26 protein-coding genes and 1 tRNA gene are annotated in these 24,799 nt (G+C 36.6%); 16 read left to right on the top strand and 11 right to left on the bottom strand.

The annotated features are described in order from the left end of the window. Positions 1-293 precede the first annotated feature (293 nt). From VXS03_RS05660 to VXS03_RS05640, 5 genes are all read left to right on the top strand, one after another. On the top strand, positions 294-422 hold the full coding sequence (locus VXS03_RS05660; RefSeq protein WP_327762475.1) for a hypothetical protein: 129 nt from the start codon (positions 294-296) through the stop codon (positions 420-422). 230 nt (positions 423-652) lie between these two features. Next, entirely contained in the window at positions 653-1,654 is a 1,002-nt protein-coding gene (locus VXS03_RS05655; protein ID WP_327762473.1) for a porin, read from the top strand. Between the two features lie 67 nt (positions 1,655-1,721). Continuing rightward, positions 1,722-3,881 (top strand): ExeM/NucH family extracellular endonuclease, encoded by a 2,160-nt coding sequence (locus VXS03_RS05650; RefSeq protein ID WP_327762472.1) that lies wholly within the window; start codon positions 1,722-1,724, stop codon positions 3,879-3,881. A gap of 165 nt (positions 3,882-4,046) precedes the next feature. Beyond that, a complete protein-coding gene (locus VXS03_RS05645; RefSeq protein WP_327762471.1) occupies positions 4,047-4,580 on the top strand; it encodes a hypothetical protein in 534 nt (177 codons plus the stop codon). A 293-nt stretch (positions 4,581-4,873) separates the two neighbouring features. Next, a complete protein-coding gene (locus tag VXS03_RS05640) occupies positions 4,874-5,209 on the top strand; it encodes a hypothetical protein (RefSeq protein ID WP_327762470.1) in 336 nt (111 codons plus the stop codon). A gap of 20 nt (positions 5,210-5,229) precedes the next feature. On the opposite strand, the gene VXS03_RS05635 is transcribed toward VXS03_RS05640, so the two are convergent. Beyond that, positions 5,230-5,320: transfer RNA gene (locus VXS03_RS05635), tRNA-Ser, on the bottom strand. A 204-nt stretch (positions 5,321-5,524) separates the two neighbouring features. On the opposite strand from VXS03_RS05635, the gene VXS03_RS05630 reads away from it, so the two are divergent. The 3 genes from VXS03_RS05630 to VXS03_RS05620 all read left to right on the top strand — a co-directional run bounded on the left by VXS03_RS05630 (position 5,525) and on the right by VXS03_RS05620 (position 7,638). Further along, complete coding sequence (locus tag VXS03_RS05630; RefSeq protein ID WP_327762469.1) at positions 5,525-6,232, top strand: SDR family oxidoreductase; 708 nt, start codon at positions 5,525-5,527, stop codon at positions 6,230-6,232. A 155-nt stretch (positions 6,233-6,387) separates the two neighbouring features. After that, positions 6,388-7,272, top strand: coding sequence for a DMT family transporter (locus VXS03_RS05625; protein ID WP_327762467.1), 885 nt, complete (start codon positions 6,388-6,390; stop codon positions 7,270-7,272). A gap of 111 nt (positions 7,273-7,383) precedes the next feature. Beyond that, the gene (locus VXS03_RS05620) at positions 7,384-7,638 is read left to right on the top strand and encodes a hypothetical protein (RefSeq protein ID WP_327762465.1); all 255 of its coding nucleotides are present in this window, start codon (positions 7,384-7,386) and stop codon (positions 7,636-7,638) included. 64 nt (positions 7,639-7,702) lie between these two features. Here VXS03_RS05620 and VXS03_RS05615 read toward each other — a convergent pair whose 3' ends face one another. From VXS03_RS05615 to VXS03_RS05595, 5 genes are all read right to left on the bottom strand, one after another. Then, complete coding sequence (locus VXS03_RS05615; protein WP_327762464.1) at positions 7,703-8,746, bottom strand: histone deacetylase family protein; 1,044 nt, start codon at positions 8,744-8,746, stop codon at positions 7,703-7,705. Beyond that, positions 8,746-9,777 carry an ABC transporter substrate-binding protein gene (locus tag VXS03_RS05610; RefSeq protein WP_327762463.1) on the bottom strand — a complete coding sequence of 344 codons (1,032 nt, stop codon included), beginning with the start codon at positions 9,775-9,777 and terminating at the stop codon, positions 8,746-8,748. The genes VXS03_RS05615 and VXS03_RS05610 overlap by 1 nt, the downstream gene beginning before the upstream one ends. Before the next feature lie 215 nt (positions 9,778-9,992). Beyond that, the gene (locus VXS03_RS05605; protein ID WP_327762462.1) at positions 9,993-11,930 is read right to left on the bottom strand and encodes a monovalent cation:proton antiporter-2 (CPA2) family protein; all 1,938 of its coding nucleotides are present in this window, start codon (positions 11,928-11,930) and stop codon (positions 9,993-9,995) included. Between the two features lie 2 nt (positions 11,931-11,932). Beyond that, positions 11,933-12,550 (bottom strand): NAD(P)H-dependent oxidoreductase, encoded by a 618-nt coding sequence (locus tag VXS03_RS05600; RefSeq protein WP_327762460.1) that lies wholly within the window; start codon positions 12,548-12,550, stop codon positions 11,933-11,935. Between the two features lie 107 nt (positions 12,551-12,657). Next, positions 12,658-13,605 carry an AraC family transcriptional regulator gene (locus VXS03_RS05595; RefSeq protein WP_327762459.1) on the bottom strand — a complete coding sequence of 316 codons (948 nt, stop codon included), beginning with the start codon at positions 13,603-13,605 and terminating at the stop codon, positions 12,658-12,660. Between the two features lie 210 nt (positions 13,606-13,815). Here VXS03_RS05595 and VXS03_RS05590 point away from each other — a divergent pair, with 210 nt between their 5' ends. Beyond that, complete coding sequence (locus tag VXS03_RS05590; protein WP_327762458.1) at positions 13,816-14,967, top strand: iron-containing alcohol dehydrogenase; 1,152 nt, start codon at positions 13,816-13,818, stop codon at positions 14,965-14,967. 97 nt (positions 14,968-15,064) lie between these two features. On the opposite strand, the gene VXS03_RS05585 is transcribed toward VXS03_RS05590, so the two are convergent. Then, positions 15,065-15,742, bottom strand: a complete 678-nt coding sequence (locus VXS03_RS05585; protein ID WP_327762457.1) for a Crp/Fnr family transcriptional regulator — start codon at positions 15,740-15,742, stop codon at positions 15,065-15,067. A 193-nt stretch (positions 15,743-15,935) separates the two neighbouring features. Here VXS03_RS05585 and VXS03_RS05580 point away from each other — a divergent pair, with 193 nt between their 5' ends. Then, positions 15,936-16,745, top strand: coding sequence for a methyltransferase domain-containing protein (locus tag VXS03_RS05580; RefSeq protein WP_327762456.1), 810 nt, complete (start codon positions 15,936-15,938; stop codon positions 16,743-16,745). An 84-nt stretch (positions 16,746-16,829) separates the two neighbouring features. Here the strand turns inward: VXS03_RS05580 and VXS03_RS05575 are convergent, their stop codons facing one another. Continuing rightward, complete coding sequence (locus VXS03_RS05575; protein WP_327762455.1) at positions 16,830-17,297, bottom strand: GNAT family N-acetyltransferase; 468 nt, start codon at positions 17,295-17,297, stop codon at positions 16,830-16,832. A 298-nt stretch (positions 17,298-17,595) separates the two neighbouring features. Between VXS03_RS05575 and agaV the strand changes: the two genes are divergently transcribed. From agaV to agaF, 4 genes are read left to right on the top strand one after another with little or no spacing between them, the layout of a single operon-like run. Then, entirely contained in the window at positions 17,596-18,069 is a 474-nt protein-coding gene (gene agaV, locus VXS03_RS05570) for a PTS N-acetylgalactosamine transporter subunit IIB (RefSeq protein ID WP_327762453.1), read from the top strand. Positions 18,070-18,081: 12 nt separating this feature from the next. Continuing rightward, positions 18,082-18,858 carry a PTS N-acetylgalactosamine transporter subunit IIC gene (gene agaW, locus VXS03_RS05565; RefSeq protein WP_327762452.1) on the top strand — a complete coding sequence of 259 codons (777 nt, stop codon included), beginning with the start codon at positions 18,082-18,084 and terminating at the stop codon, positions 18,856-18,858. Beyond that, positions 18,848-19,738, top strand: coding sequence for a PTS N-acetylgalactosamine transporter subunit IID (gene agaE / locus VXS03_RS05560; RefSeq protein ID WP_327762451.1), 891 nt, complete (start codon positions 18,848-18,850; stop codon positions 19,736-19,738). The genes agaW and agaE overlap by 11 nt, the downstream gene beginning before the upstream one ends. Positions 19,739-19,748: 10 nt before the next feature. Continuing rightward, complete coding sequence (agaF, locus tag VXS03_RS05555; RefSeq protein WP_327762450.1) at positions 19,749-20,189, top strand: PTS galactosamine/N-acetylgalactosamine transporter subunit IIA; 441 nt, start codon at positions 19,749-19,751, stop codon at positions 20,187-20,189. 65 nt (positions 20,190-20,254) lie between these two features. Here the strand turns inward: agaF and lptA are convergent, their stop codons facing one another. Further along, complete coding sequence (lptA, locus tag VXS03_RS05550; protein ID WP_327762449.1) at positions 20,255-20,743, bottom strand: lipopolysaccharide transport periplasmic protein LptA; 489 nt, start codon at positions 20,741-20,743, stop codon at positions 20,255-20,257. A gap of 400 nt (positions 20,744-21,143) precedes the next feature. Between lptA and VXS03_RS05545 the strand changes: the two genes are divergently transcribed. Next, a complete protein-coding gene (locus tag VXS03_RS05545) occupies positions 21,144-21,806 on the top strand; it encodes a DUF1007 family protein (protein ID WP_442957419.1) in 663 nt (220 codons plus the stop codon). A gap of 21 nt (positions 21,807-21,827) precedes the next feature. After that, a complete protein-coding gene (locus VXS03_RS05540) occupies positions 21,828-22,841 on the top strand; it encodes a nickel/cobalt transporter (RefSeq protein ID WP_327762448.1) in 1,014 nt (337 codons plus the stop codon). Between the two features lie 139 nt (positions 22,842-22,980). Here the strand turns inward: VXS03_RS05540 and VXS03_RS05535 are convergent, their stop codons facing one another. Next, the gene (locus VXS03_RS05535) at positions 22,981-24,285 is read right to left on the bottom strand and encodes a lipopolysaccharide biosynthesis protein (RefSeq protein WP_327762447.1); all 1,305 of its coding nucleotides are present in this window, start codon (positions 24,283-24,285) and stop codon (positions 22,981-22,983) included. A 111-nt stretch (positions 24,286-24,396) separates the two neighbouring features. Then, on the bottom strand, positions 24,397-24,615 hold the full coding sequence (locus tag VXS03_RS05530; RefSeq protein ID WP_327762445.1) for a hypothetical protein: 219 nt from the start codon (positions 24,613-24,615) through the stop codon (positions 24,397-24,399). Between the last annotated feature and the right edge of the window lie 184 nt (positions 24,616-24,799).

The following is a 24,799-nucleotide window of genomic DNA, read 5'->3' as shown; positions in this document are numbered from 1 at the left end:
GGCGAATAATATAGTTGACTAAGCGCACTGTAAAGTAAAAATAATAAAAAAAATATCAACTGCACTTTTATCAATCAATAATCATTAAAAACAATCAAAATCAGATCAATAGATCAACAACACTAGGGTCACACCGGTATATTGACGATTTGCTGATAAAGGTTCAGTTAATGTTGTATAAATATATAAATACAAAACTCGTTACACAAAATAGTAGTTAAATTTTACATCCTTGTTACTTATTCGTGATCCGAGTAAACTTGGCAACGCCCTCACCGATTCAGGCTTTATTAATGACCACAATTAAAAATCTCTTTATCTTAATACTACTATCTATCCTGATCAGTGGCTGTAGCCAGTCTCAAGGTACTGTTATTCAAGCCCATGGTAATATTGAAACAATACATAGTATTAACCGTTAATACTATTAAGTAACGATTATCGTAACGTCCTCTTACGACTAAGGTCACTATCCGCTGAATTCCTAAATCAAGACTTTGATCTTGCTTCAAATTAAAGTCAAAAAGCAAACGATTGCTTTGTTACGTATCACACTTCTCTTCTAAATGTGACTTTAGCGGTATTAATTACTACAGCAAAGTTATTCCTTAGAAGTATTTTATTCGCAGAAGTTAATCTGTGAGTAAATCAAATGAAAAAAGAAATATTAGCAATTGCTATTTCATCCCTTCTTATGAGTGGCTTAGCTCATTCTGCAACTATTTATAAAAAAGATAATGGCGATAGATTAGATATCTATGGTGGCGCTGAAATTGGCGGAACCATTGTCACAAATAGAGATAAATCCCCTTTTGGCGACAAATCTAAATCTTATGTTGATGACTCTTTTGGAACCATTGGTATAAAAGGACAAACTAATAAATTTTATGCCAAATTAGAAATTGATGCAGAACGTACTGATTGGACTTATGAAAATAATTTTAGATTAGTCATTGATAAAGCTTATGTGGGATATTTCTTAACTGACAAACAAACCGTCGAGTTTGGACGAACAGATACAGCCTATGATCACTATGACGCTTTTGGCGACTTCTCAAATGAATTAGCCGACGAAGTATCAGAAGCAGGAGATCAAGATAATACGATTAAATATCGTGGTGAATTTGGTGCTTTAAAAGTTGGAATTTCATATTCAGCAAAAGGTTGGGATTACGAACAAGATGCACAATCACTGTATGATGAGAATGGTATATTTTTAGGGAAAAAAGGATCATACGTTACTGATTCTCGAGAAGGTGAAGTCATAAATGGCTATGCTGGCTATTTTACTAACAATCTTACCATCATTGCTGCTGCTGAAACCGTCCATGATCGTGGTGAATTATATTCATTACACGGCAAGTATAAAATTAACAAATTTGCTATTGGTGGGTTTACCTCTTATTCCGACCGTGATGGCGTAAACAAAAATAGCATGACCTACGTATTATCGGGTTCTTACGACATTACAAGCCAATTAACAGGTTATATTGTAGGTAATATTTACAATGACGATAATAACGACAAAGATGATCAACATGTTGTCGTTGGTACGCAATATATGTATGCCAAGAATGTAAAACTCGTTGCTGAAGCTGCAATGGGTGGTAATACAGGTACACTAGGTTATTTAAAAGCTTATTATTGGTTTTAAATAGCATCAGATATTTTAACTCATTGAATGATAATTAATATATTGTTATACACATGGAACGTAACTCATGAAAAAAAATATTTTAGCGGTAATTATTGGCGCCACCCTGTCATCATTTAGTTTTCAACTATGTGCGGCTAATAATCAAAACCAAAATGAAATAGAGACATTAACCATTCAAAAAATTCAAGGGGATAGCGAATACTCTTCCGTTGATGGTATTGATATTCCAAATAATAAACATATATCCACTCAGTATTATCAAGTCAGCGGTATTATTACCGCCATTCAACGACACAATTTAGGTAAAGATCTACAGCAAGGCTTTTTTATGCAAGCTGTAACGGACAATAATCCAGCAACATCAGATGGTATTTTTGTTCAAACTTCAGATATTAATAATTTAAAAGTAGGACAAAAAGTTAACGTTACAGCCAAAGTTAGCGAAGATTACCATTGGACTAAATTAATTAATGTCACAGATATTCAAGTTCTGACAATAAATAATGAATTACCACCCATAACCGTTTTAACATTTGATAACACGAATAAATTTGATTTAGAACGTTACGAGGGGATGCTAGTACGAATTAATGAAAATGCCCAAATGAACGTCACCAAGAATTATGGTTTTGATTATAATGCATACCGTAACAACATGTTACTTTCACATGGTTCTGTAAACGTACACCCTAATCAAACACAAGTACCAACAACCTCTCATACAAATCAGCCCAATGATTTATTAGTTATTGAGTCATTTACCAAAGCTGCAAATGGTGATATTCCTTGGTATCCAACCTTTGGTAAAGATAACGGCACCGGAACAACTGATAATTATATTCGTATTGGTGATGTCGTTAATGGCCTAGAAGGTGTAATTGGTTATTCTTATGGTGATTACCGTTTCTATGTCACAAATAAAGCTGATACGAATACATTTATTCATACAAACGATAGAACCTACGCACCAGAATTAAAACAAGGCGGTGATTTACGTATTGCTAGTTTTAATGTTCTTAATTACTTCAACTCTCCCTTTACAGGTGAAACTCAAAACCCTCTTAAACAAAATAGGGGGGCGACAACTCAAGCAGAATTTGATCTTCAAAGCACTAAAATAGCGAATGCTATTGTACGAATGAACGCTGATATTATCGGTTTAATGGAAATTGAAAATAATGGCTTTCAATCGGATTCTGCCGTTAATGATCTCGTAACTAAAATTAATGATCGAATCAAAGATCCAGCAGAACATTATGCTTACGTAAAACCTAATAATAACGAAAAATTTGTTGGCGGTGATGCCATTTCAAGCCAAGTGATTTATAAACCAAGTAAAGTCACATTAAAGCAATACCGTATAATAAAAATGCCAGAGCAACATGCTCCTGAAGTTAAATATACCGATGAAAAAGGCAAACAAAAAATAGAAAGTGGTAGTAATCATCAGCGTGATACTATTGCTCCAACCTTTAAAATCAAAGGTACAGATGAGACTTTAACCGTCTCTGTTAACCATTTTAAATCCAAAGGTTCTACTTGCTGGGAAGATGTTAACACTGGCAAACAACTTGATGCAGATAAACAAGGCTCATGCGAAAACTTGCGGGTTGCTGCCGCAGAACATTTAGGTGATGCATTAGCTAAAATTCCAGGATCTAAAGTTATTATTGGCGATCTAAATTCGTACGCAAATGAAGATCCTGTAATAATATTAACTAATCGTAATAATGTACCTAAAAATCATACTATCAAAGCTGCAGGGTATACCTATATTGGTGGTAATCAAGAAACTGGAACACTATTATATGGACCTGAAGGTAAAGTTATTAACAAAACTTATGGCTATACTAATATCATCCGTCAATTACATCCTGATTCATATAGCTTTTCATATCAAAATAATATTGGTACGTTAGATTACATTCTATTATCGCCTGATTTAACAAGTAAGGTTATTGATGCAACTGATTGGAATATTAACGCTGGAGAAACCACATTATTAGAATATGCGAATAAAAATAACTGTGTGGGAAAAACATGCTCTCCCCGTTATGAAGATATTTATCGAGCATCTGATCACGATCCAGCAGTTATTGATTTAAAAATTACTGAGCAAGTTAAAGATACAGCAAAAGATAAACATTCCGGAGGCTCGACAGGTGTCATGGGATTAATATCGTTGCTTGGAATCCTTTTATTAAGAAAAAAGAACAATAAATAATCAATATAAAAAGAGGCGCGGTCAGCCTCTTTTTTTTGAAAATTAACATTACTGATAATACTAACAATTAATGATCTATTCATGTTTGCAATGTGATGCTTATCATAAAACAAAATCCTACATAGTGCTGTAATTATGCTTCGTTTATTTTAGGATACTAATTACATGCTTAGCTCAGCAAAATCACTCTCAATATCATTAAATAAAGCATGGATAAAACCTTTCCTTTATAAATCTGATGTTGAAAAAAGAATACGCTCATGGTTTGATAAATTTAAAACAAGCTGTACTCTTGAAATTGACATAAAAGAAAAGTTAGTTTCAAGTCCTAAAGTTAGAGTAACGGTTGAATATAAAAAAACATCACAAAACTCTCATATAGACACTGAAAAATTAGCTATTACAATCGAAGAGCAATTGTTTGATTTCTTTGAATATAGAAATGTAATTACTATTGATGAAATAATAAAAAAAATAGCATTTGAAGAATCACCTCAAGATTATTGTCACTCATTAATAATGAAATCATTAAAAAAAGAAATAATTATTGATGACCAATTTAATTTATTAGATCTTAATAAACAATACCCATCAGAATATGATTTACATCGCTTAACCGATTTAAAGGTTGAGCGATTATTATTTCTATCGCATATAATAAAATATAATATTAATGTCCACAATGCAGTCGCTATCTAATAACTTTAATCAGTTAATTTTCAACATTTTCTCATCTTGATAGTAAATATATAGCCTCGTTTTCAGTAACGAGGTTATTTACAACATGCTAATAATCGCTTCTCTATTACGAAAATTAAATACACCACTATTTTATTCAGGTGTAAAAAACGCTAAATTCTTAACGGCTTTCTTAATTTTGGCGGAGCTGATTTGGGTATTAGAGGATTTGAACCCGCTTTTATTACACCAATTAAATACATCCCTATTTTATTCAGACGCAAAAAAACTAAATTCTAACGGCTTTCTTAATTTTGGCGGAGCTGATTTGGGTATTAGAGGATTTGAACCCGCTTTTATTACACCAATTAAATACACCGCTATTTTATTCAGATGCAAAAAAGCCAACATTTAAATGTTGGCTTTTTAAGAATGTGGCGGAGCTGATTTGGGTATTAGAGGATTTGAACCCGCTTTTATTACATCAATTAAATACATCACTATTTTATTCAGGCGTAAAAAAGCTAAATTCTAACGGCTTTCTTAAATTTGGCGGAGCTGATTTGGGTATTAGAGGACTTGAACCCGCTTTTATTACATCAATTAAATACATCACTATTTTATTTAGACGCAAAAAAGCCAACATCTAAATGTTGGCTTTTTAAGAATGTGGCGGAGAGATAGGGATTTGAACCCTAGATACGCTATAAACGTATGCTGGTTTTCAAGACCAGTGCTTTCAACCGCTCAGCCATCTCTCCATGCCGTGTATACTATAGCGGTCATTATTAACTGTAAAGACTTTATTCCCTAAAGGAATTTAAACGAACATTTATTAGACTGATAATTGAATTTTAGATGTTTTATCACTCTCAGCATATTACAGAAGGTTAGCTATAATTTAATTTAGCAGCCATTGTTACAATATCGATAAATAATAATATTACGATTTCAAGGAAGATCTCATGAATGTATTAGTTCTTGGTGGCACAGGCAGCATAGGGTTAGCGATTATTCAACAATTGTTACTCATCAAGCCACATGCAAACATCCATGCAACTTTTTTTCACCACCAGCCTCAATATCAACATTCACACCTACATTGGCATCAATGTGATATTACACTTGAGAATCATATTAAAGCACTAGCAAAACAATTACCTCGACTTGATGTCGTGATCAATGCTGTTGGTATGCTCCATACAACTGAGCATCAACCTGAAAAGTCTATTCAACAATTTGATACGAATTTTTTCCAAGCCAATATTCAAACGAATACGTTACCTAGCTTATTAATTGCCAAACATTTCATGGCTGCATTAAAAACATCATCTCGCAGTTATTTTGTAACGATTTCAGCCAAGGTCGGTAGTATTGAAGATAATAGATTAGGCGGTTGGATCAGTTATCGTAGCTCAAAAGCCGCACTTAATATGGCTATTAAAACTATTAGTATCGAATGGCGCACCAAGCTTCCTCATTGCTGTGTTATTGCTTTTCACCCCGGTACAACCGCAAGCCCACTATCAAAACCATTTCAACGTAATGTTGCGCCCCACAAGTTATTTACCCCCTCTTATACTGCGCAATGCTTATTAAATTTATTAGCCACATTAACACCACAAGATACTGGAAAATTTCTAAGTTATGACGGTAATGCCCTTCCTTGGTAATAATTTATGAGCAATAACCGAGCTAATTACGGACAGGCTATATCATTATACTTAATGTTAAATTCATCATAATATACAGACTTATTAATGCTGTTGTTTGCGCTTCTTAACCTCAATCAGCATCACCATTCACCTTGTTTATTGCGGTAGATATAATGAAAAAACGTTCTGTTGGCTTTGCTATGACCATTTTAATTATTGGTAATTTAGTCGCCGTACTTTCTGATGCACTAATAAAAACTATGGGCAAAGATGCTGCAGTATTTCAATTTGTATTTTTCCGTCAATTATCAGCGGTGATGATCCTACTTCCCTTTTGTTTACATGCAACCAAACAAAGTTTTTTAGTTGGCTTAAAATGGCATTGTATACGTGCTCATGTGTGGTTATTAGGCGCAATATTTATGGTTATTTCTTTAAATACGCTACCACTAGCGACAGCCAATGCTATTTTCTATGCTGCACCCTTGATCATGCTTCCGTTAGCCGTCATGGTTTACGGTGAAAAACTCAGTCGTTATTCTATTGCTGCGGGGATCATCGGTTTTGCCGGCGTGTTAGTTATTGTACGCCCAACAGACATTAGTTGGGCAGCATTAGCCGCACTCGTGGTTGCATTCACGATTGCAGTAAATAACCTTTTTATTCGTAAATTACCTACCCAACAAAGCGTTGCTCAAACATTGTTACTCACAAACTTAATAGGTATGCCTGTATCACTCGCATTAGCATTGTGGGACAACAAACCATGGGATTGGTCACCTTTGATTACCGCCTCTGGTTCTAGTGCCTTAATTTTAGTGTATGCCGCCACATGCGTAGTGGCTTATCGAGCAGCAGAAAGTAATAAAATAGCCAGTGCTGAATACAGCGGCTTAATTGGTGCCGTGATTGTCGGCTATTTCCTATTTGATGAAGTGCCAGATGTAACAACCTTAGTAGGAACAGTAATGATAATTGCACCTTTATTGTGGCTAGCTAAAGTTGAAAGAAAGCAGAATAAAAAAGATTCAATTCAAGCGATTGCTGTTAACGAATAATAAAATCTTTCATTGCAGAACTTTCTGCATACAAAGGCTAAGACTCGGAATATGCTATTTTCAGCCACAGATTATATGTGACTTTAACGTTACTTACATAGGATATCTGTAATGAGAAAAGCGCTTAAAATTAATCATGTTTATATTAATATGGAAACAATTGTAGCCTTTGATTTAAATTATAAGATAGATGGTCATCGTGCTCTTTATCTATTAACAAATAGTAGTGAATTACCGTTTTTAGAAATTGAAGAAAACGATATAGCGACCGACGATGGTACTAACTATCAAGCTCAGAAAGTCATATCAAGTGAATATAACCGAATTAAGCGTGAGTTATGCGTTTATATGGGGGTTGTTTTATAAATAAAAAAGCGATAGCCATTTGACTATCGCTTTTCATCTTGCATAATTTTATATTACGATAAACTTAAACGAGTGCTTTATTAAATCCATCAAGGACGGCAACGGTATTATGGCCTAAGTCATCAACCGCGTAGCCTCCTTCAAAAACAAATAGTGTTGGAATATTTAATAAGCCAATCATCCAACCAATATTTTGATAATCATTACGCATCAATTTAAAGTAACTAATAGGATCATCGGCGAAGGTATCCATACCCAATGATATAACTAACGCTTCAGGTTTATAGTCTGCAATGCGAGTTAATGCTTGCGCTAATACGGGCTCATACACCGACCAATCAGTTGTATGTAGCGGTAATGGCAAGTTTAGATTAAAGCCTAGCCCCTCGCCTTCACCTTCTTCATCAGCAAAACCTAAATAATGTGGATAATCATAATCAGGATCGCCATGAATAGAAGCAAATAACACATCATTACGATTATAGAAAATACTTTGCGTACCATTGCCATGATGGTAATCAATATCCAGTACTGCAACTCGCTTCGCGCCTTGACGAATAAAGCTCTCTGCTGCAATAGCCGCATTATTAGCGTAGCAATAACCCCCCATTAAATCAGAAGCCGCATGATGGCCAGGGGGACGACATAGCGCAAACGCGGCATGCTCACCTTGTTTAATTAAATCAACACCAGTTAGTGCACATTCAGTTGCAGCAACAATTGCTTTCCAAGATCCAGCAGTAATAGCAGCGGTCATATCAAAGCTGTAATACCCTAATCGACCTTCGATATCTTTTGGAATACGGTTACGTAAATGACGTGCAGGTGCAAAACAGTATGGCGACGCATCATGTACATCACCAAACGCTTCTACCCACTGATCCCAGCAGCTAGCAAGAAAATCAACATAATCATCAGTATGAACCCAACGCAGTGGCGCATCACCATAACTATTGGGTTCAACCATCGTAAAACCACCGTGGTTATTTAGCGCACTCAGCACCATGTCGGCACGTTCTGGTTTTTCAAAACACGGCGTCGCTTCACCATTTAAAAATTCAAAACGTACATGGTGCAAACGTTGTTTTTCAGTGTAGATAACTTTCATTATTTCTTTAACTCCATCCAGTAACGCTGGTAGAGTGCCGTCGCATCACCAACATCCGCTAGAAATTGACCTTTTTGCTTAATCGCTTTTGGTGGAAAGATAATCTCACTTTGACGAATAGTATCAGGAAGATTATTTAATGCTTCTAAATTAGGCGCAGCATAGCCAATTTCTGTGATAATTTTAGCTTGGTTCTCAGGCTTTAATAAGAAATTAATAAATTGGTAGGCCGCATCTTTATGCTGACTGGCTGCGGGAATAACCATGTTATCCATCCAGAAAATAGTGCCTTCTTGAGGATAAGCAAATTTAAGTGCTGGATTTTCATTTTCAGCACGTACCGCAGTACCGTTCCATTGCATTCCAACTGACACTTCACCAGCAATATAAGGAATGTGTGGCGCATCTGAATTAAATACTGCCACATTTGGCATCAATGTTTTTAATGTTTCATAAGCTTGTTTAATTTCAGCTTCATTACGGCTATTAACATTATGACCATTCATAATCAATGCCATGCCAAACACATCGCGTGGATCGTCAGTTAATAACACGTTACCTTTAAATTCAGGCTTCCACAGATCTTTCCAGTGTGTGATCTGGTGGCTATCAATGCGATCATTATCATAACCTAATGCGGTACTCCCCCAAACATAAGGCAATGAATATTGGTTATTGGGATCAAAAGGTTGATTTAAAATTGTGCTATCTAGTTTAGAAAATGCGGAGATCTTGCTATGGTCTAATGTTGCTAATAAGCCTTCATCAGCCATTTTAGACACGTAATAAGTGGATGGGAAAACTAAATCATACCCTTTACCGTCGATCATTTTGATCTTGGTATACATCGTTTCATTACTTTCAAACGTTGAATAGTTAACCTTGATATCGGTTTCTTTCGTAAACTGTGTCAATAATTCTGTTGGTAGATATTCTGACCAATTATAAATATTTAATGTTGTGTCAGCGAGAGCAGGTTGAGCAACGAAAGAGCTAAGTAGAAGCGATGCAAGTAGATTCTTTTTAAACATTTCACCTATTACCAATATTCAAATAAAGCTCGAAATAAGCTTTCCCAGCTGACAATAACATAAATAAATTTAAGCAGTTATTTAGAAATTGTATGCAAATGCTACATAGATATGAGTTCAATAATATAAAAAAAAGACGCTAATGATTAATCAGTTAGCGTCTTATTAACTTAATTGCATGTGTTATTTGAGCTCAAGAATCTCACCCATCAAGGTTAGTTATTCTTATTCGCCTGCATTTGTTCTGCTTCTGCAATAAAATTCTTCGGGGGCGGTGTCCAACCACGTTCTGATTTAGTATGTTTATCAGTACGCTCTTGTTTCATGGCTTCACCTAGCGTTTGTTCTAATTGTCTAAACAGCTCGACATAAGAAGCATTAAAACGATCTTCTTCGGTACTATCACGCCATGTTTGATACAGCAACTCTTTACTCTTTGCTTCAGTCTCAACAAACATTTCTTTTTGCTGCTCTGCTCTAAACGGGTGTACACCGAGCTCTTTCAAAGCTTGTGCACCCATCGCTAATGCCGAACGGTAGGTCTCACTAATCACATAATCCGCACCAGCACAACGTAATGAGTAATGATGACCTCTATCATAAGCGCGCGCTAATACACGAACATGCGGGTAAGTCTGTTTAATATAATGAACTAACTCTGTCGCGCGTTCTTGATCGTCAATGGCCACAACAAACACTTTGGCATCTTCAATACCAGCGGTATGCAATAAATCATGTCGCGTCGCATCCCCAAAAAAGCTCTTAATATCAATTTGACGCATATTATCAATTTGAGTCACAGAGTGATCGAGTACCACAGTTTGCATGCCATTTGAAGTCAATAAGCGATTCACAATCTGACCAAATCGACCAATACCCGCAATAATAACTTTCCCTTGTTCATCAATCTCATCCGCTTCGCGTTCATTTTTAGCCGCACTAAATCGCGGTAAAATGACCTTATCAAATAATATAAATAACCCAGGAGTTAAGAACATCGACAACGCCACAACTAATGATAATGTCTGACCCAACTCAGCTGGCAATACATTGTTTTGGACGGTGTAGTTTAATAATACGAACCCAAATTCACCCGCTTGTGCCAAACTAAGTGCAAATAGCCATCTATCGCTACCTTTCACTTTAAAAACAAACGCTAATATTAGTAATACCAACGCTTTAATTAGCATTACACCCAGAGTTAATCCAATAATGGTACCAAACTGATCAAACAAAATACCAAAGTTAATCCCAGCACCAACAGTAATGAAGAATAGCCCCAGCAATAAGCCTTTAAACGGCTCAATATTCGATTCTAATTCGTGGCGAAATTCACTGTTGGCCAGCACTACACCCGCAAGGAACGTACCCAACGCTGGCGATAATCCAATTAAACTCATTAATGTGGCAATACCAATCACCAACATTAATGCTGTAGCTGTAAAAATCTCACGCAAACCAGACGCAGCAACAAAGCGGAATAGTGGCCGGCTAAGATAATGCCCACCAACGACAACCCCTGCAATAGCAAGAATTACCACAATGGCATATCCCCATCCTGGTAAACCGGCAACCAAACTCAGTTCTTCATGATGTTCTGCAGCTGCTGCCATGGTTGATTGTGCTTTTTCAACTAATTCAGGTAAAGCCAATAATGGAATTAATGCCAACATGGGAATAACGGCGATATCTTGAAACAGCAACACTGAAAATGCACTTTTGCCACCTTCAGTTTTACTTAACCCTTTCTCATTAAACGTTTGCAGTACAATTGCGGTTGAAGACAATGAAAAAATCAAACCAATCGCCAAAGCATAAGTCCACCCAAGCCCTAGTGTACTCGCAATACCCATCACAACGGCAGCAGTCACTACAACTTGCAGACCACCTAAACCTAATAAACGATGGCGCATACCCCATAGCATTTTAGGTTCAAGTTCTAAGCCGACAATAAATAACATCATTACGACCCCAAACTCAGCAAAGTGCTGAATAGTGGTGGTTTCACTACCAACTAATCCTATAATAGGACCAATAACGACGCCTGCAATTAAGTAACCTAATACTGAACCAAGTCCAAAACGTTTTGCAATCGGCACCGCAATCACGGCGGCGACTAAATAGATAAATGCTTGTAAAAATATTCCCGTCATGACTACTCCGTGATCACAAGATCAAGACTATGATTTAATTTTGATAATTTACTCGCTGCGTCATAATCGAGCTTATTTTCTGCTATGGCGACTAATACACGACGCCAATTTTGTAAGTGTTTGGTGATCCGTTGTTCTTCCGTAGCAGTGCCTGCACCAAATAACGCAAACGGAGCCAAAAACTCCATCCCTGTTAATTCAGCCATTTGTTCTAACGGTTGTAGTAACTGTCGAATAGTAAAATGGTTGAAGCCTTCTTTACGATAACTTGATTCCGCCCCACCAGCGGTTAGCGCACAAAAGAATTTTTTACCTATTAATTCTTTACCTTCACTGCCGTAAGCAAAACCATATTCCAACACTAGATCTTGCCATTCTTTTAATAACGATGGCGTGGAATACCAATAAAGCGGGAACATAAACACGATCACATCATGGTCACGTAATCGCTGTTGTTCTTTATCGATATCAATACGAAAATTGGGATATTCTGCATATAAATCCACGGTCGTAACGTGGTCAAAACCTTTAGATGCATTAAATAACGGAACATTTATTTCAGAACGGTTTTGTGACGGATGAGCAAATAAAATTAACACTTTTTTTTGAGAAGCAGACATGGTTTTCCTTATTATTGTTGTCTTGTCTTTGGTAGATTCTACGCTAATAAAACAATATATTATAAAAAATTATCATGATTGCATATTAACAATACTTTTTAGGTATATTATCGAACAAATCCCGCATTTTCATGGATTTTACTTGGTGGTAAACCAAAATAACGCTTAAATTCACGGCTAAACTGTGCAGGACTTTCATAACCTACCAGCCCTGCTGCAATGTTAGCAGCCATACCTTGTTGCAAGATTAACGTCTTAGCATTATTTAACCGTATTTTCTTAATGTATTGCAGTGGCGGATCGGTAACGACTTGTTTAAACACTTTATGAAAAACAGAGACACTCATTCCTGCCATTGCCGCCAATTCATGTACTTGTAATTTAGTATCATAATGTAATTGAACATAATCTATTACCGATGAAATTTTAGCTAACGCACTGTCTTGTTCACAATATTGCGCCAATAAATATCCCTGGTCACCTTGAAGTAAATAATAAAATAACTGCCGAATCAGTGATGGACCAACAACCATCGCATCAAGAGGATCGTGCAATACTTCTAATAATTGCTCGACACTGCGATACATACGATTGGTCATTTTTGCTGTCGCCACACCACAACTACCTTCATAATTAAATTGATGCTGTTGCTCTGATTCAATCATAGTGACTAACTGGCGAATAACGGTTAAATCAAAGTCAATATTAATTCCAATTAATGGTTGTTGCTGTGAGGCAAAGGTCTCACAAACAATGGGATAAGGCGTAGTCACTAATAAACATCGCTGTGGGTCATAATTGAATTGATGCTGATTTAAATGGCCAGTTTTGTGGCCTTGAATAATAATAACAATACCTTGCTCATACATTTGCGGACTATGTTTATGATAACTATCAATTCTAAATAGCCGTATTCCAGCAAGATTGGTATCCACACGACCAGATTGATGCGCTAAGCCATAATACTCACATAACGAATCAGCCAAGGTAATTATAGATGTTGGTATGGTAATAGGTTGAGAGGTAGTTATCTTTGCAATGCTTCCACTTTTCATGGTTATCTACTCACAAAATCGTTTCACTCACCTTAGCAGATATTAACGCTCAACAGCAGTAACAAAAGAGAAATAGGCAAGCATTAAAGAGAATTATGTATTAAATAAATACGCATTATCCCCTAGACTGGAGAGATCTAAGGTACTCAGTATCTGATAACTAAAATCATTATAATAATCAGCTCAGTTTGCTGCTCTAAGGAAAATAAAATGGACAAGTTTACCTATCAAAGCCCTACAAAAATTCATTTTGGTGAAGGTCAAATTGCTGAAATTGCCAATGACATTCCGAAAGATAAGAAAATTCTCGTTGTTTATGGTGGCGGTTCAATTAAGACTAATGGCGTCTATGAGCAAGTAGCCGCAGCTCTAACTGGTTTTAATTGGGGTGAGTTTTCAGGTGTTGAGCCAAACCCACAATATGACACTTTAATGCAAGCGGTTACTAAAGTTAAAGCAGAAGGCTATGACTTTCTATTAGCTGTTGGTGGTGGTTCTGTTGTCGATGGCACTAAGTTCATTGCAGCAGCTGCATGTTATGAAGGTGCAGATCCATGGGAAATCTTGCATGATCAAGCCCCTGTAGCAACAGCATTACCTATTGGCTGTGTATTAACACTACCAGCAACAGGCTCTGAAACTAACGGTGGCTCGGTGGTATCTCGTGGTAAAGATAAGCTGTTCTTTGGATCGCCATTAGTGAAACCTACATTTGCTATCTTAGATCCTCAAACCACATTAAGCCTATCACCACGCCAAGTGTCTAACGGTGTTGTCGATGCTTTTGTTCACACCATGGAGCAATACTTAACTTTCCCGGTGAATGCTAAAGTTCAAGATCGTTTTGCTGAAGGTCTATTACTAACACTTATCGAAGAAGGCCCGAAAGCCCTAGCAACACCCAATGATATCGCCGTTCGTGCCAATATCATGTGGTCTGCAACGCAAGCATTAAATGGTTTGATTGGTGTTGGTGTTCCACAAGACTGGACAACTCACATGATCGGCCATGAATTAACAGGTAATTATGCTATCGACCATGCGCGCACATTAAGTATTGTGCTACCGGCTGTTATGCAAGTGTGTCGTAAAGAGAAACAAGCAAAATTAGTCCAATATGCAGAACGCGTATTTGGTATTAACACTGGCACAACTGACGAACGTATCGATGCAGCAATCTCGCGCACCATCGCTTTCTTTAAAGAGATGGACGTACCTACTTCACTGGCAAATGTTGAACTAGGTGAAGCCGATATTGATGTACTGATCGCTAGCCTTGAAAAACACGGGATGACCGCATTAGGTGAACACGGTAAACTGACGATCGCAGATAGCCGTAAGATTCTAGAGACCGCGTTATAATTATCGCTCAGTAATATAACCATAAATGTAAAGGCTAGGTATTTTATGATACCTAGCTTTTTTATTGGGCTTTAATATTATGTATTTTTGATAATTGTTAGTGATAGAAAATATCAGCGGTTAAATTTACTGACTGGCAAAGCGCTACGATATCTTTAATTTGTAAACTATTGCCATGTTCAATTAATAATCCTTCATTTTTTAAACGCTTAATTGTTCTTGATAATGTCTCAGGCGTCATGCCTAGTTGCGTTGCTAATAATTTTTTTGTTATCGATAAGCTGATTTTATTATCTTTGGATGATTGCTTTTTATAGATCTCAGCCAATTTCATCACAAACCGTTGATTCGCATTTACCTGCGTTAAAATATTCACATCATTGACTAAACAATGAATTTTGTTAGTCATATACTCCATAACCCTAACAGCAAGCTCCGGTGTTTGAGAGACTATTTTTTTAATATCAGTATGTTTATATACTAATAAAACAGAATCTTGCTCTACCCTTGCCGTCATTGGGTATTGACGAGGTGACATAAACATAGCCATTTCAGCAATCACATCACCCGCAAGAAAAACATTGAACACCTTCTCTTCACCGCTAGCCATTAATCGATAAAGTGTCACTTTCCCTTTTTCAATTATATACATACGATTAGCTTCTCTGCCTTGATGAAACAGTATCGTACCAGCCTGATAAGATCTTTTCTCTTGCAGTAATGCCAACGAGGCAAGTTGTGTTTTACTCATCAAAGAGATAATTGAAAAGCTCATCCTATCACCCTCTACTTGATAATTATCAAGGTGTATTTCAAATGCATCATTGTATGATAATGATTATCATTTTAGATTCAACCTTAGAGAGGAACTTTTTATGGATGACATTAGTGTAACTTTCCGCTGGATAAGTTTTATATCAATACTTCTACTTTTTGTTCCTATTCTTTTTCATTAGGATACTAAAAATATGTCGAATAAACTTATGATACCAGGTGAAAACCAACGACCTGAAAAACAACCAGGCCATTGGTTACTTGCACAAATAGGAAAAACAGTACTCCGCCCAGGTGGACTATATCTCACCAATAAGATGCTCACTAAACTTAATATTACAACAAGTGATGATGTTATCGAATTTGCGCCAGGGGTTGGATTAACGGCACAAATAACGCTAGCGAAGCGACCTAAAACTTACATCGCAGTAGAACAAAATGAGCAAGCAGCAGAAATTGTCCGTTCTTATCTCAATGGCGATCATCAAACCTGCCATATTAATAGCGCACAAGAGACGCAATTGGACTCAGAAATTGCTTCAATTGTATATTGTGAAGCGATGTTAACCATGCAAACAAGTACCCGTAAAAAGCAGATTATTGAGGAAGCAAATCGACTATTAAAAACTAATGGCCGCTTTGGTATTCATGAAATGTGCATCACTCCCAGTGATATTGATAGTAACAAACAGCGTTATATTCAAAAAGTATTAACAGAAACTATTCAACATCCAGCGAAACCACTTACTCCGAAAGAATGGGGACAACTTCTTAATGAGTGTGGCTTTGAAATAGAATATGAAACGATTGCTCCGATGCATTTATTAGAGCCAGCAAGAATGCTGCAAGATGAAGGCGTTATTGGGTGTTTTAAAATTTTTAAAAATTTAGCCACAAAGCCTGATGTCAGAAAACGGGTTTTAAATATGCGACATGTTTTTCGACAGCATAGTGATAACTTAGCAGCCATTACTTTTGTAGTTAAAAAGAAGTCATTAATTTAAATATATATAGTTAAAAAAAGCCCCCTATCATTGAATGAATAATAGGGGTTTTATGCCATATATTGCTATTGAGGAAACAGGAAATTAAGCAGTAGTTTTAAAACATTGGCGAGTAACATCGCCCCAATATTCATCGTGATAAATATCTTCAACAAATTCATTGTTTGTATAAGCACCAATTGTACGTCGCCAGAATGCAATCGCATGATCAGCACCTGCAATCTGCTTGCTTTGCCATAGACCCGGCATCATATCAAATAGCGTATGGGCAAAACGTTGACCGACTTTATGCTGACGAAACACGGGCACAACGTAAAAATCACACACTTCATAATGATCAACACTCTCGTTAGCAATAGCTGCTAGCCCCGCCGGTCTACCATCAATATACAATAAATAACCAGTGACATTACCCTCAATTGGAGTGTCTAATGCAAACTTACCCTCATCATCAGGCATTTTCTTCGTTAACGGTGAAAACTCAGCTTCATAAGCTTGGGTTAAATTTAAATAAATCGCTAGATTGCTCGCATTAACTGTGACTAATTCCACTATGTATCCTTTTTTATTGATAAATCCTCATAATAGAATACCGCATATAACAAAATCAAACAGCCTCATCAGCCCACGTCATTTTCATATCTGCTCAGATAATATCCATATTCATCAAGTTTTAGATACCAAATTTATTTAGTGACCCACATCAAAAGCAAAAGCACAAAAACAACAAAACGAAAGCTTTATTTTTACGAATAACTTCAAATTGTGACATAAAATACAAAAATAAATCAAATAACATGTTTTTATAAATATAGGAAAGCAAACGAAAACAAACAACAGAGGTCTATATATGCCAAATATAGTGTTAAGTCGTATTGATGAACGTTTAGTTCATGGTCAAGTGGGTGTGCAGTGGGTAGGGTTTGCTGATGCAAATATTGTCGTTGTTGCCAACGATGAGGTTGCCAATAATGAAATACAACAAAATCTAATGGAAATGGTTATTGCTGATGGTATCAGTATTCGATTTTGGACCATTCAAAAAACAATTGAAACCATTCATAAAGCAAACGATAAACAAAAAATCTTACTTGTTTGTAAAACACCAACAGATTTCCAGCACCTTGTTGAAGGTGGCGTACCCATTACTGCTATTAATGTTGGCAATATGCATTACTGCGCTAATAAAAATCAAATAGCCAAAACAGTCTCTGTTGATAGTAATGATATCGCCGCGTTTCATTACCTTAAAGATCATCAAATTGCGTGTTATATCCAAGGTGTTCCAACAGAAACAGCAACGGATATTTTTACTCTACTGTAGAAGGATAACGTCATGGAAATAGGATTTCTGCAAGCAGTACTACTCGGTATTCTGGCCTTTTTCGCAGGGCTAGATTTATTTAATGGCTTAACACACTTTCACCGTCCAGTAGTTCTTGGGCCTCTTGTCGGACTGATACTTGGCGATCTTCAAACCGGTATTTTAGTTGGCGGTACTTTAGAACTGATTTGGATGGGATTAGCCCCACTCGCAGGCGCACAACCACCAAATGTCATTATTGGTACTATCGTGGGTACAGCTTTTGCTATTACAACAAAGGTTGAACCCAATGTGGCCGTTGGTGTAGCTGTGCCTTTCGCGGTTGCCGTACAAATGGGAATCACCTTACTGTTCTCTGCAATGTCAGCCGTGATGTCAAAATGTGATCAGATGGCAGGAAATGCAGATACTAAAGGAATTGAAACCGTTAACTATTTCGCATTATTAGTACTTGGTTCTTTCTATTTCCTATGTGCATTTTTACCCGTGTACTTTGGTGCAGAACATGCGGGTACCATGGTGCAAATGCTACCTCAACAACTGATTGACGGCCTTGGTGTTGCAGGTGGCATTATGCCGGCAGTAGGCTTTGCAGTATTGATGAAAATTATGATGAAAAATATCTACATTCCTTATTTCATCCTTGGATTCGTTGCTGCAGCTTGGTTACAACTGCCTATTTTAGCGATAGCTTCAGCCGCAACAGCGATGGCAATTATTGACTTCATGCGTAAACCGGAACCTGCACAACCAACTAAACCACAAGAGGATTGCGAAGATGGTATCTAATACTCACACCCACCCAGCCACTTCTATTCCCAAAACCACTCCTGATGTACGTCCAGCTCCAGGCGTTGGTGAAGACGAATATGAAGATAAAAATATAGGTGCAGAACTTACCTCAGCAGATATAAACCGTATAGCGTGGCGTTCAATGCTACTCCAAGCATCATTTAATTATGAACGTATGCAAGCTTCTGGTTGGCTATATGGCTTATTACCCGGCCTATCTAAAATTCATACCAATAAAGCTGATTTAGCCAAATCAATGAAAGGTCATATGGGCTTTTTTAATACTCACCCATTTTTAGTGACATTTGTCATGGGTATTATTTTGGCAATGGAGCGTTCAAAACAAAACGTTAACAGTATCCAAAGCACGAAAATAGCCGTTGGCGCACCAATGGGAGGTATTGGTGACGCTATGTTCTGGCTAACTTTATTGCCTATTTGTGCAGGTATTGGTGCCGATCTTGCTTTGCAAGGGTCAATCATGGGAGCTGTTGTATTCTTACTGTTATTCAATAGCGTACATTTTGGATTACGGTTTGGACTCGCTCACTATGCTTACAAAATGGGGGTGGCTGCAATTCCCATGATCAAGGCAAACACCAAAAAAGTAGGCCATGCCGCTTCTATTGTTGGAATGACCGTTATTGGTGCGTTAGTTGCTACTTATGTTCGTCTATCAACCACCGCTGAAATTGAAGCAGGTGATGCTGTTGTTAAATTACAGGCCGATGTTCTGGATAAGTTAATGCCTGCATTTTTACCTTTGCTGTACACCTTACTTATGTATGCCTTAGTCAAACGGGGTTGGAGTCCGTTAAAACTTATTGGTGTAACGGTTGTGATAAGCATAGCTGGTCGTTTCAGTGGCATACTTTAAGGACTAAACCATGATATCAATAATTATTACAGGCCACGGCGCTTTTGCATCCGGTATGGAACAAGCCTTAAAGCAAATCATTGGCCATCAGCCTCAACTTATCTGTATCGATTTTTCAGAATCCATGAGCACTGCGCAATTAGATAAAGAAATAGAAATAGCGCTCAACCAATTACCACTCGATGATGGCGTTGTTTTTATGACAGATCTATTGGGAGGCACGCCTTTTAGATGTGTATCACTTCTCAGTCAGCGTAATGAAAAGATCAAAGTATTAACGGGCACGAATCTACAAATGGCAGCAGAAATGCTACTTGAACGAGATGAATACACTTTGACTGATTTTTGCCAACAAGCATTAGCATCAGCACATAGAGGAATAACAAGTTTAGATGAACAACTTCAGCAACAAAAGAAACCCAAATTAGTTCCTGAAGAAGATGGTATCTAAAGACATTAAAAAAAGCACCGATAATTCGGTGCTTTTTTATAGTGACGGTCTGCTCTGAAATATATTTACTTCGTTTCCGGTAATAATTTGGTTTTAACTTGCTGAGATTTAGTTCCCGTCGCCTTCATAAACTGCGCTTTAAGATTATAACTAATGGTATTAGCGCGAATAATATTCCCATCTTGGGTTATTTTAGCATTTTTCTTTAATACCATCATGCTATCAGAAGGAGTATAGATGCCATAACTCGATTCACCATTAATGACTTTGCCATCTTTCATTACACGTTTAAAGTGAGCTGGCTTGCCATACACCTCAATCGTTTTTAATTCTTTAGTTTTCGCATTGAGTTTAATCACCGCTTTATCTGCTTTAATGGTGATACCGCCTTGCACAATATCCACTTTACCGATTAACGTTGTCGTATTGTTTTCAACATCAACATTCTGAGTAACAGATGATAATTGGATAGGCAGTGCCGTTTCTACAGGCGCAGCGAAGACAGAGGTACTCAAAAGTAAGAGTAAAGTCGCAGTAAATAGCTTTTTCTTCATTATTTATTATTCTCATCATGTGATGCTAATTTTTTATCGCTCTCATTATATTCTAACTGATTTTTAAAGTTTTATCTTAAAGCTATTTATTAGTTTTATTTCATCGATTAAAGATCAACATATAACTCATATAATCATAGACTTATAACAAAACATCATAAATACATCACTTAAAATATGACCATGTAAGTATAATTAATAAAACCGTAGTAACTTACCATCTATTTAGTAATGTAACCAACTACCAACAAATCTATCATTAGCAACTCAATGTTCTTCAAATAATGTCCATATCTTCACCTAGATTCATTAATAACTCTATGTTATAACATAACAAGAATATTGCTATTTACCCTGAATCATTGTCACTCATCAAATGATGAATATGGAGCCTACTTAGATGCGCTTGAATGCCCTTCCCTGTTTTATATTATCCATGGCTGCGTTATTACCCATAACCAGCCAAGCACACCCTCATTCATGGATTAATATGAAAACCTATATTGAAGGTAACAGCACGCAAATTACAGGTTTTAAGATGGTATGGACATTTGATGCCATGACCACCGCTTACATGCTTGATGGCGAAGATATGTCAGCTGCAAACAAGCAACAAACATTAAAAAATACCGCGCAATCTGTAATGGAAAATATGAAAAACTCGCATTATTTTACCTATTTTTATGATAATAACACACCGATTAAATACCATATTCCAGCAGGCGGTGAATTAGTTAAACCTCGCGATAAAGCAACGCTGACCTTTGAACTCCCGTTATCAAAACCAAAAACTATCACCAAAGATTCATTAAAATTATTAATCTTTGAACCAAGTTATTATGTTGATATGTCATGGAATAACAAAAGTGACATTATTCTATCTCCTGAATTGGCAAAAACATGTCGCTTTACATTAGTTGAGCCAAACCCAACGCCAGAACAAGTAACTTTTGCCATGTCACTTCCAGCAGATGCTGATCCTGATAATCAATTAGGACAAGTATTTACGCAAACAGTAAAACTGCATTGTGACGTCAACACTACTGTGCCTTCCACTCAATAGCTTTAATTTAGGATCTACCCAATGAAATCCAGCTGCCATTCATCCTTAGAGGCTGATAATACTCCCCCAATATCACCTTGTACTCATCATGACCATATCCATGAGCAAGCTCATAACCAAGTAACCCCTGTTTCATGGGTAGTCCGTGTTAGCGTGTTACTGTTATTTATTGGTAGTGGCTATTTATTATGGCAACAATGGCCAACAATACTAATGGAGAGTATTAAATGGCAACGTAACATTAATGGTCAATTGAGCGATTTACTCTATGATGCTCAGCAAAATATAACGGCAGCTTATTCATTAGCTGGCTTAAGTTTTCTTTATGGTATATTTCACTCATTAGGCCCTGGTCATGGCAAAATGATTGTTACTACTTATCTAGCGACAAATCCAACAAAAATTAAAGCCAGCTTAATCATGACGATGGTCTCAGCATTTGTACAAGCAATTGTTGCTATTACGTTAGTCAGTATTTTATTAATATTTTTCAAATCCTCAATGCGACAAGTCAACGATGCCGCAGACCAATTTATTAGCTATAGTTTTATGGCCATGCTGTTACTTGGAGCGATCGTTATTTACCGTAGCCTAAAACAAGCATGGCAACTTAGAATACAACAACAGCACCATAACCATGGTAGTGAATGTGGTTGTGGTCATAAACACTTTGCCAGTGCAGATGAAATTAATAATGCCACCAGTTTACGAGAATATATTGTTATTATATTCAGTATTGGTATTCGTCCCTGTACAGGGGCTATTCTAGTACTGTTATTTGCGAATATGGTCGGCTTATATTGGCTTGGTGTGGCGAGTGCAATACTCATGGCTGTGGGAACGGCGCTAACAACATCAGTCATTGCATTAATGACCTTATCAGGTAAGAAAATTGTCAGCCGCTATTTAGCAACCAATGAGCGCCAACGCACAATGACCAGTATTATCATAAAACTTATTGGAGGAGTGTTATTGGTGTTGTTAGCCATCGTGCTGTTGAATGGTCACAGCTATGGTATGTCTCCAGTCTTATGATCAAAAGATAACCAACAAGACTGAGTAGCTTGTTCCAGAAAATAAAAGGTTGAGTGGCTATCACTTTCAATGAGAAAAAGATAACAGCACACTCAACCTTTTTTATTGGCTCAGGTTAGAAGATTTAATAACATCTAAATCAGTCGACACTGACACCTTGGCGTCGGTATTCACGTAAAATCTGCTGCTCAGCAATGGTTGATAAAATAAACATCATCACATACCCAAAACCCAGTGCCACAATAATTGCCACCACATTGGCAGTAAACAGTGCCAGCAAATAGTAACTCACTACCAATGTAACAATACCACTTAATCGAATCATTAAACTCAGCGTAAATTTTCCATGCGCTTTAATATACGCTAACTGATAAGCATTAAGCATCATGAAGATAAAGAAAATAGAGAAATGAAATAATACAATCTCTGCTCCTTTATATTGTGCAGGGAAAATAAACCCAACAATTTCTTTACCACCAATAAGCATTATCAAGAAAAAGCTTACACTTACAATAACAGCTAGCCGATATACCCAACGACGAATAGCACGTATTTGGGCATGTTCGCCTTTACGCACACTTTGCGATAACTCAGGTAATACAAATCGATAAATAGGAAAAACAAACAACATTGTCATATAGGTAAATATCGGTCTAACAACCACTTGAAAATCACCTAATTCATCTAAGCTAAAATGAGTGATGGTAAGTAGAACCGCCGCATAAATCATTAAAATACTGGCACCAGCTTCTAAAGATGCCGTAAAACTTTTGCGAACATAATTACGCATATTCGGATCAAGTTGCACCGTCGTTAACGGCTTTGTTGCTATCTGTTTTCTGCGTTTCCAATACATGAAATGGGCAACAATCAATGAAGAAACCATCACACTATAAAAAAGAGAAGCTAGCGCAGTAAAGTGTAAAATATAGTAACAACAAACAAAGGTAATAACATTTGAAGTTGGTTCAATCCATGTCACTTTATTTGAAACATCATATAAGCGATACATGGCGATTAAATTGGTAAAGTATATTTTCAAACCCATACCAAAAATAACGCCAACCATTTCAAAATAACCGACATTTATATGTAACTCATGTTTTATATAAGGTAATACTAAACCCCATGTAATAAGCACAACGATAATTAAGCTAAAGCGGAATATATTTATAATATCGTGGTCATTATGCGTTTGGCTGTAGGTAACAACCATTGAGGATCGAAAGCCGGTCATTAGAATCAATGATAATGATACGATATCAATAACACTGTTAAATAGTGCTAAATCATCCTTTGCCACCCACTGTGCCAACCAAACTTTAAACAGAAAACCAATCGAAATACTGGCTAACGTTGCCCAAATACCCGCAATAAATGCTTTTTTTAATCGTGTTAATGTATCAACATCATCAACTAAAGGAATGGCCTGCGGCTCTTTCATATGTAATAACTGTAGAGAAACATATCAATATGATACTGGATTTTTCATATGAGATCTCAGCGAATAATATATTTAATAATTATCAATTGAGAAATATTATTACCATTTGATTTATAATGATTTTGTCTCGCCAAGCAAGGCATAAATCACTTCAAATTCAGTACAATAACGATCTAAATGGTGCAATAGGAAATTGAGATTTTTGTTTAACCCATGACTTACACAATAACGGATCGTTTTTTCAATTCCTTTAATTTTAAATCGAGCGATAATCAAGCGATATTTTAATTGTTGATGCGGTAATAAGAAAAAACCTACTAGGGAAGCCATTTTGAATCCAAAGAATAATATAACGTAAGTATCTTTGTGTATTCTAACAACTTTTAGAATAGGGTTAATAAATTAAAATGAAATCAAAATTCTTAAAAATATATTATGAACCCATTTAAATATTTACTTCAATGTCGCAGATTAAAACACCTCATTAAACTTTGGTTACACTTTATTCAATATT

Source organism: Photobacterium sp. S4TG1 (assembly GCF_036040035.1).
GTDB lineage: Bacteria > Pseudomonadota > Gammaproteobacteria > Enterobacterales > Vibrionaceae > Photobacterium.
Note: the sequence above shows the minus strand (reverse complement) of the source record. Positions and strands in the feature narration are given on the sequence as shown.

What these genes read in the sequence shown, in the direction of transcription:
- VXS03_RS05660 (WP_327762475.1), top strand. Translation starts at nt 294, where the DNA reads ATGACCACAATTAAAAATCTCTTTATCTTAATACTACTATCTATCCTG.
- VXS03_RS05655 (WP_327762473.1), top strand. Translation starts at nt 653, where the DNA reads ATGAAAAAAGAAATATTAGCAATTGCTATTTCATCCCTTCTTATGAGT.
- VXS03_RS05650 (WP_327762472.1), top strand. Translation starts at nt 1,722, where the DNA reads ATGAAAAAAAATATTTTAGCGGTAATTATTGGCGCCACCCTGTCATCA.
- VXS03_RS05645 (WP_327762471.1), top strand. Translation starts at nt 4,047, where the DNA reads ATGCTTAGCTCAGCAAAATCACTCTCAATATCATTAAATAAAGCATGG.
- VXS03_RS05630 (WP_327762469.1), top strand. Translation starts at nt 5,525, where the DNA reads ATGAATGTATTAGTTCTTGGTGGCACAGGCAGCATAGGGTTAGCGATT.
- VXS03_RS05625 (WP_327762467.1), top strand. Translation starts at nt 6,388, where the DNA reads ATGAAAAAACGTTCTGTTGGCTTTGCTATGACCATTTTAATTATTGGT.
- VXS03_RS05620 (WP_327762465.1), top strand. Translation starts at nt 7,384, where the DNA reads ATGAGAAAAGCGCTTAAAATTAATCATGTTTATATTAATATGGAAACA.
- VXS03_RS05615 (WP_327762464.1), bottom strand. Translation starts at nt 8,746, where the DNA reads ATGAAAGTTATCTACACTGAAAAACAACGTTTGCACCATGTACGTTTT.
- VXS03_RS05610 (WP_327762463.1), bottom strand. Translation starts at nt 9,777, where the DNA reads ATGTTTAAAAAGAATCTACTTGCATCGCTTCTACTTAGCTCTTTCGTT.
- VXS03_RS05605 (WP_327762462.1), bottom strand. Translation starts at nt 11,930, where the DNA reads ATGACGGGAATATTTTTACAAGCATTTATCTATTTAGTCGCCGCCGTG.
- VXS03_RS05600 (WP_327762460.1), bottom strand. Translation starts at nt 12,550, where the DNA reads ATGTCTGCTTCTCAAAAAAAAGTGTTAATTTTATTTGCTCATCCGTCA.
- VXS03_RS05595 (WP_327762459.1), bottom strand. Translation starts at nt 13,605, where the DNA reads ATGAAAAGTGGAAGCATTGCAAAGATAACTACCTCTCAACCTATTACC.
- VXS03_RS05590 (WP_327762458.1), top strand. Translation starts at nt 13,816, where the DNA reads ATGGACAAGTTTACCTATCAAAGCCCTACAAAAATTCATTTTGGTGAA.
- VXS03_RS05585 (WP_327762457.1), bottom strand. Translation starts at nt 15,742, where the DNA reads ATGAGCTTTTCAATTATCTCTTTGATGAGTAAAACACAACTTGCCTCG.
- VXS03_RS05580 (WP_327762456.1), top strand. Translation starts at nt 15,936, where the DNA reads ATGTCGAATAAACTTATGATACCAGGTGAAAACCAACGACCTGAAAAA.
- agaV (WP_327762453.1), top strand. Translation starts at nt 17,596, where the DNA reads ATGCCAAATATAGTGTTAAGTCGTATTGATGAACGTTTAGTTCATGGT.
- agaW (WP_327762452.1), top strand. Translation starts at nt 18,082, where the DNA reads ATGGAAATAGGATTTCTGCAAGCAGTACTACTCGGTATTCTGGCCTTT.
- agaE (WP_327762451.1), top strand. Translation starts at nt 18,848, where the DNA reads ATGGTATCTAATACTCACACCCACCCAGCCACTTCTATTCCCAAAACC.
- agaF (WP_327762450.1), top strand. Translation starts at nt 19,749, where the DNA reads ATGATATCAATAATTATTACAGGCCACGGCGCTTTTGCATCCGGTATG.
- lptA (WP_327762449.1), bottom strand. Translation starts at nt 20,743, where the DNA reads ATGAAGAAAAAGCTATTTACTGCGACTTTACTCTTACTTTTGAGTACC.
- VXS03_RS05545 (WP_442957419.1), top strand. Translation starts at nt 21,144, where the DNA reads ATGCGCTTGAATGCCCTTCCCTGTTTTATATTATCCATGGCTGCGTTA.
- VXS03_RS05540 (WP_327762448.1), top strand. Translation starts at nt 21,828, where the DNA reads ATGAAATCCAGCTGCCATTCATCCTTAGAGGCTGATAATACTCCCCCA.
- VXS03_RS05535 (WP_327762447.1), bottom strand. Translation starts at nt 24,285, where the DNA reads ATGAAAGAGCCGCAGGCCATTCCTTTAGTTGATGATGTTGATACATTA.
- VXS03_RS05530 (WP_327762445.1), bottom strand. Translation starts at nt 24,615, where the DNA reads ATGGCTTCCCTAGTAGGTTTTTTCTTATTACCGCATCAACAATTAAAA.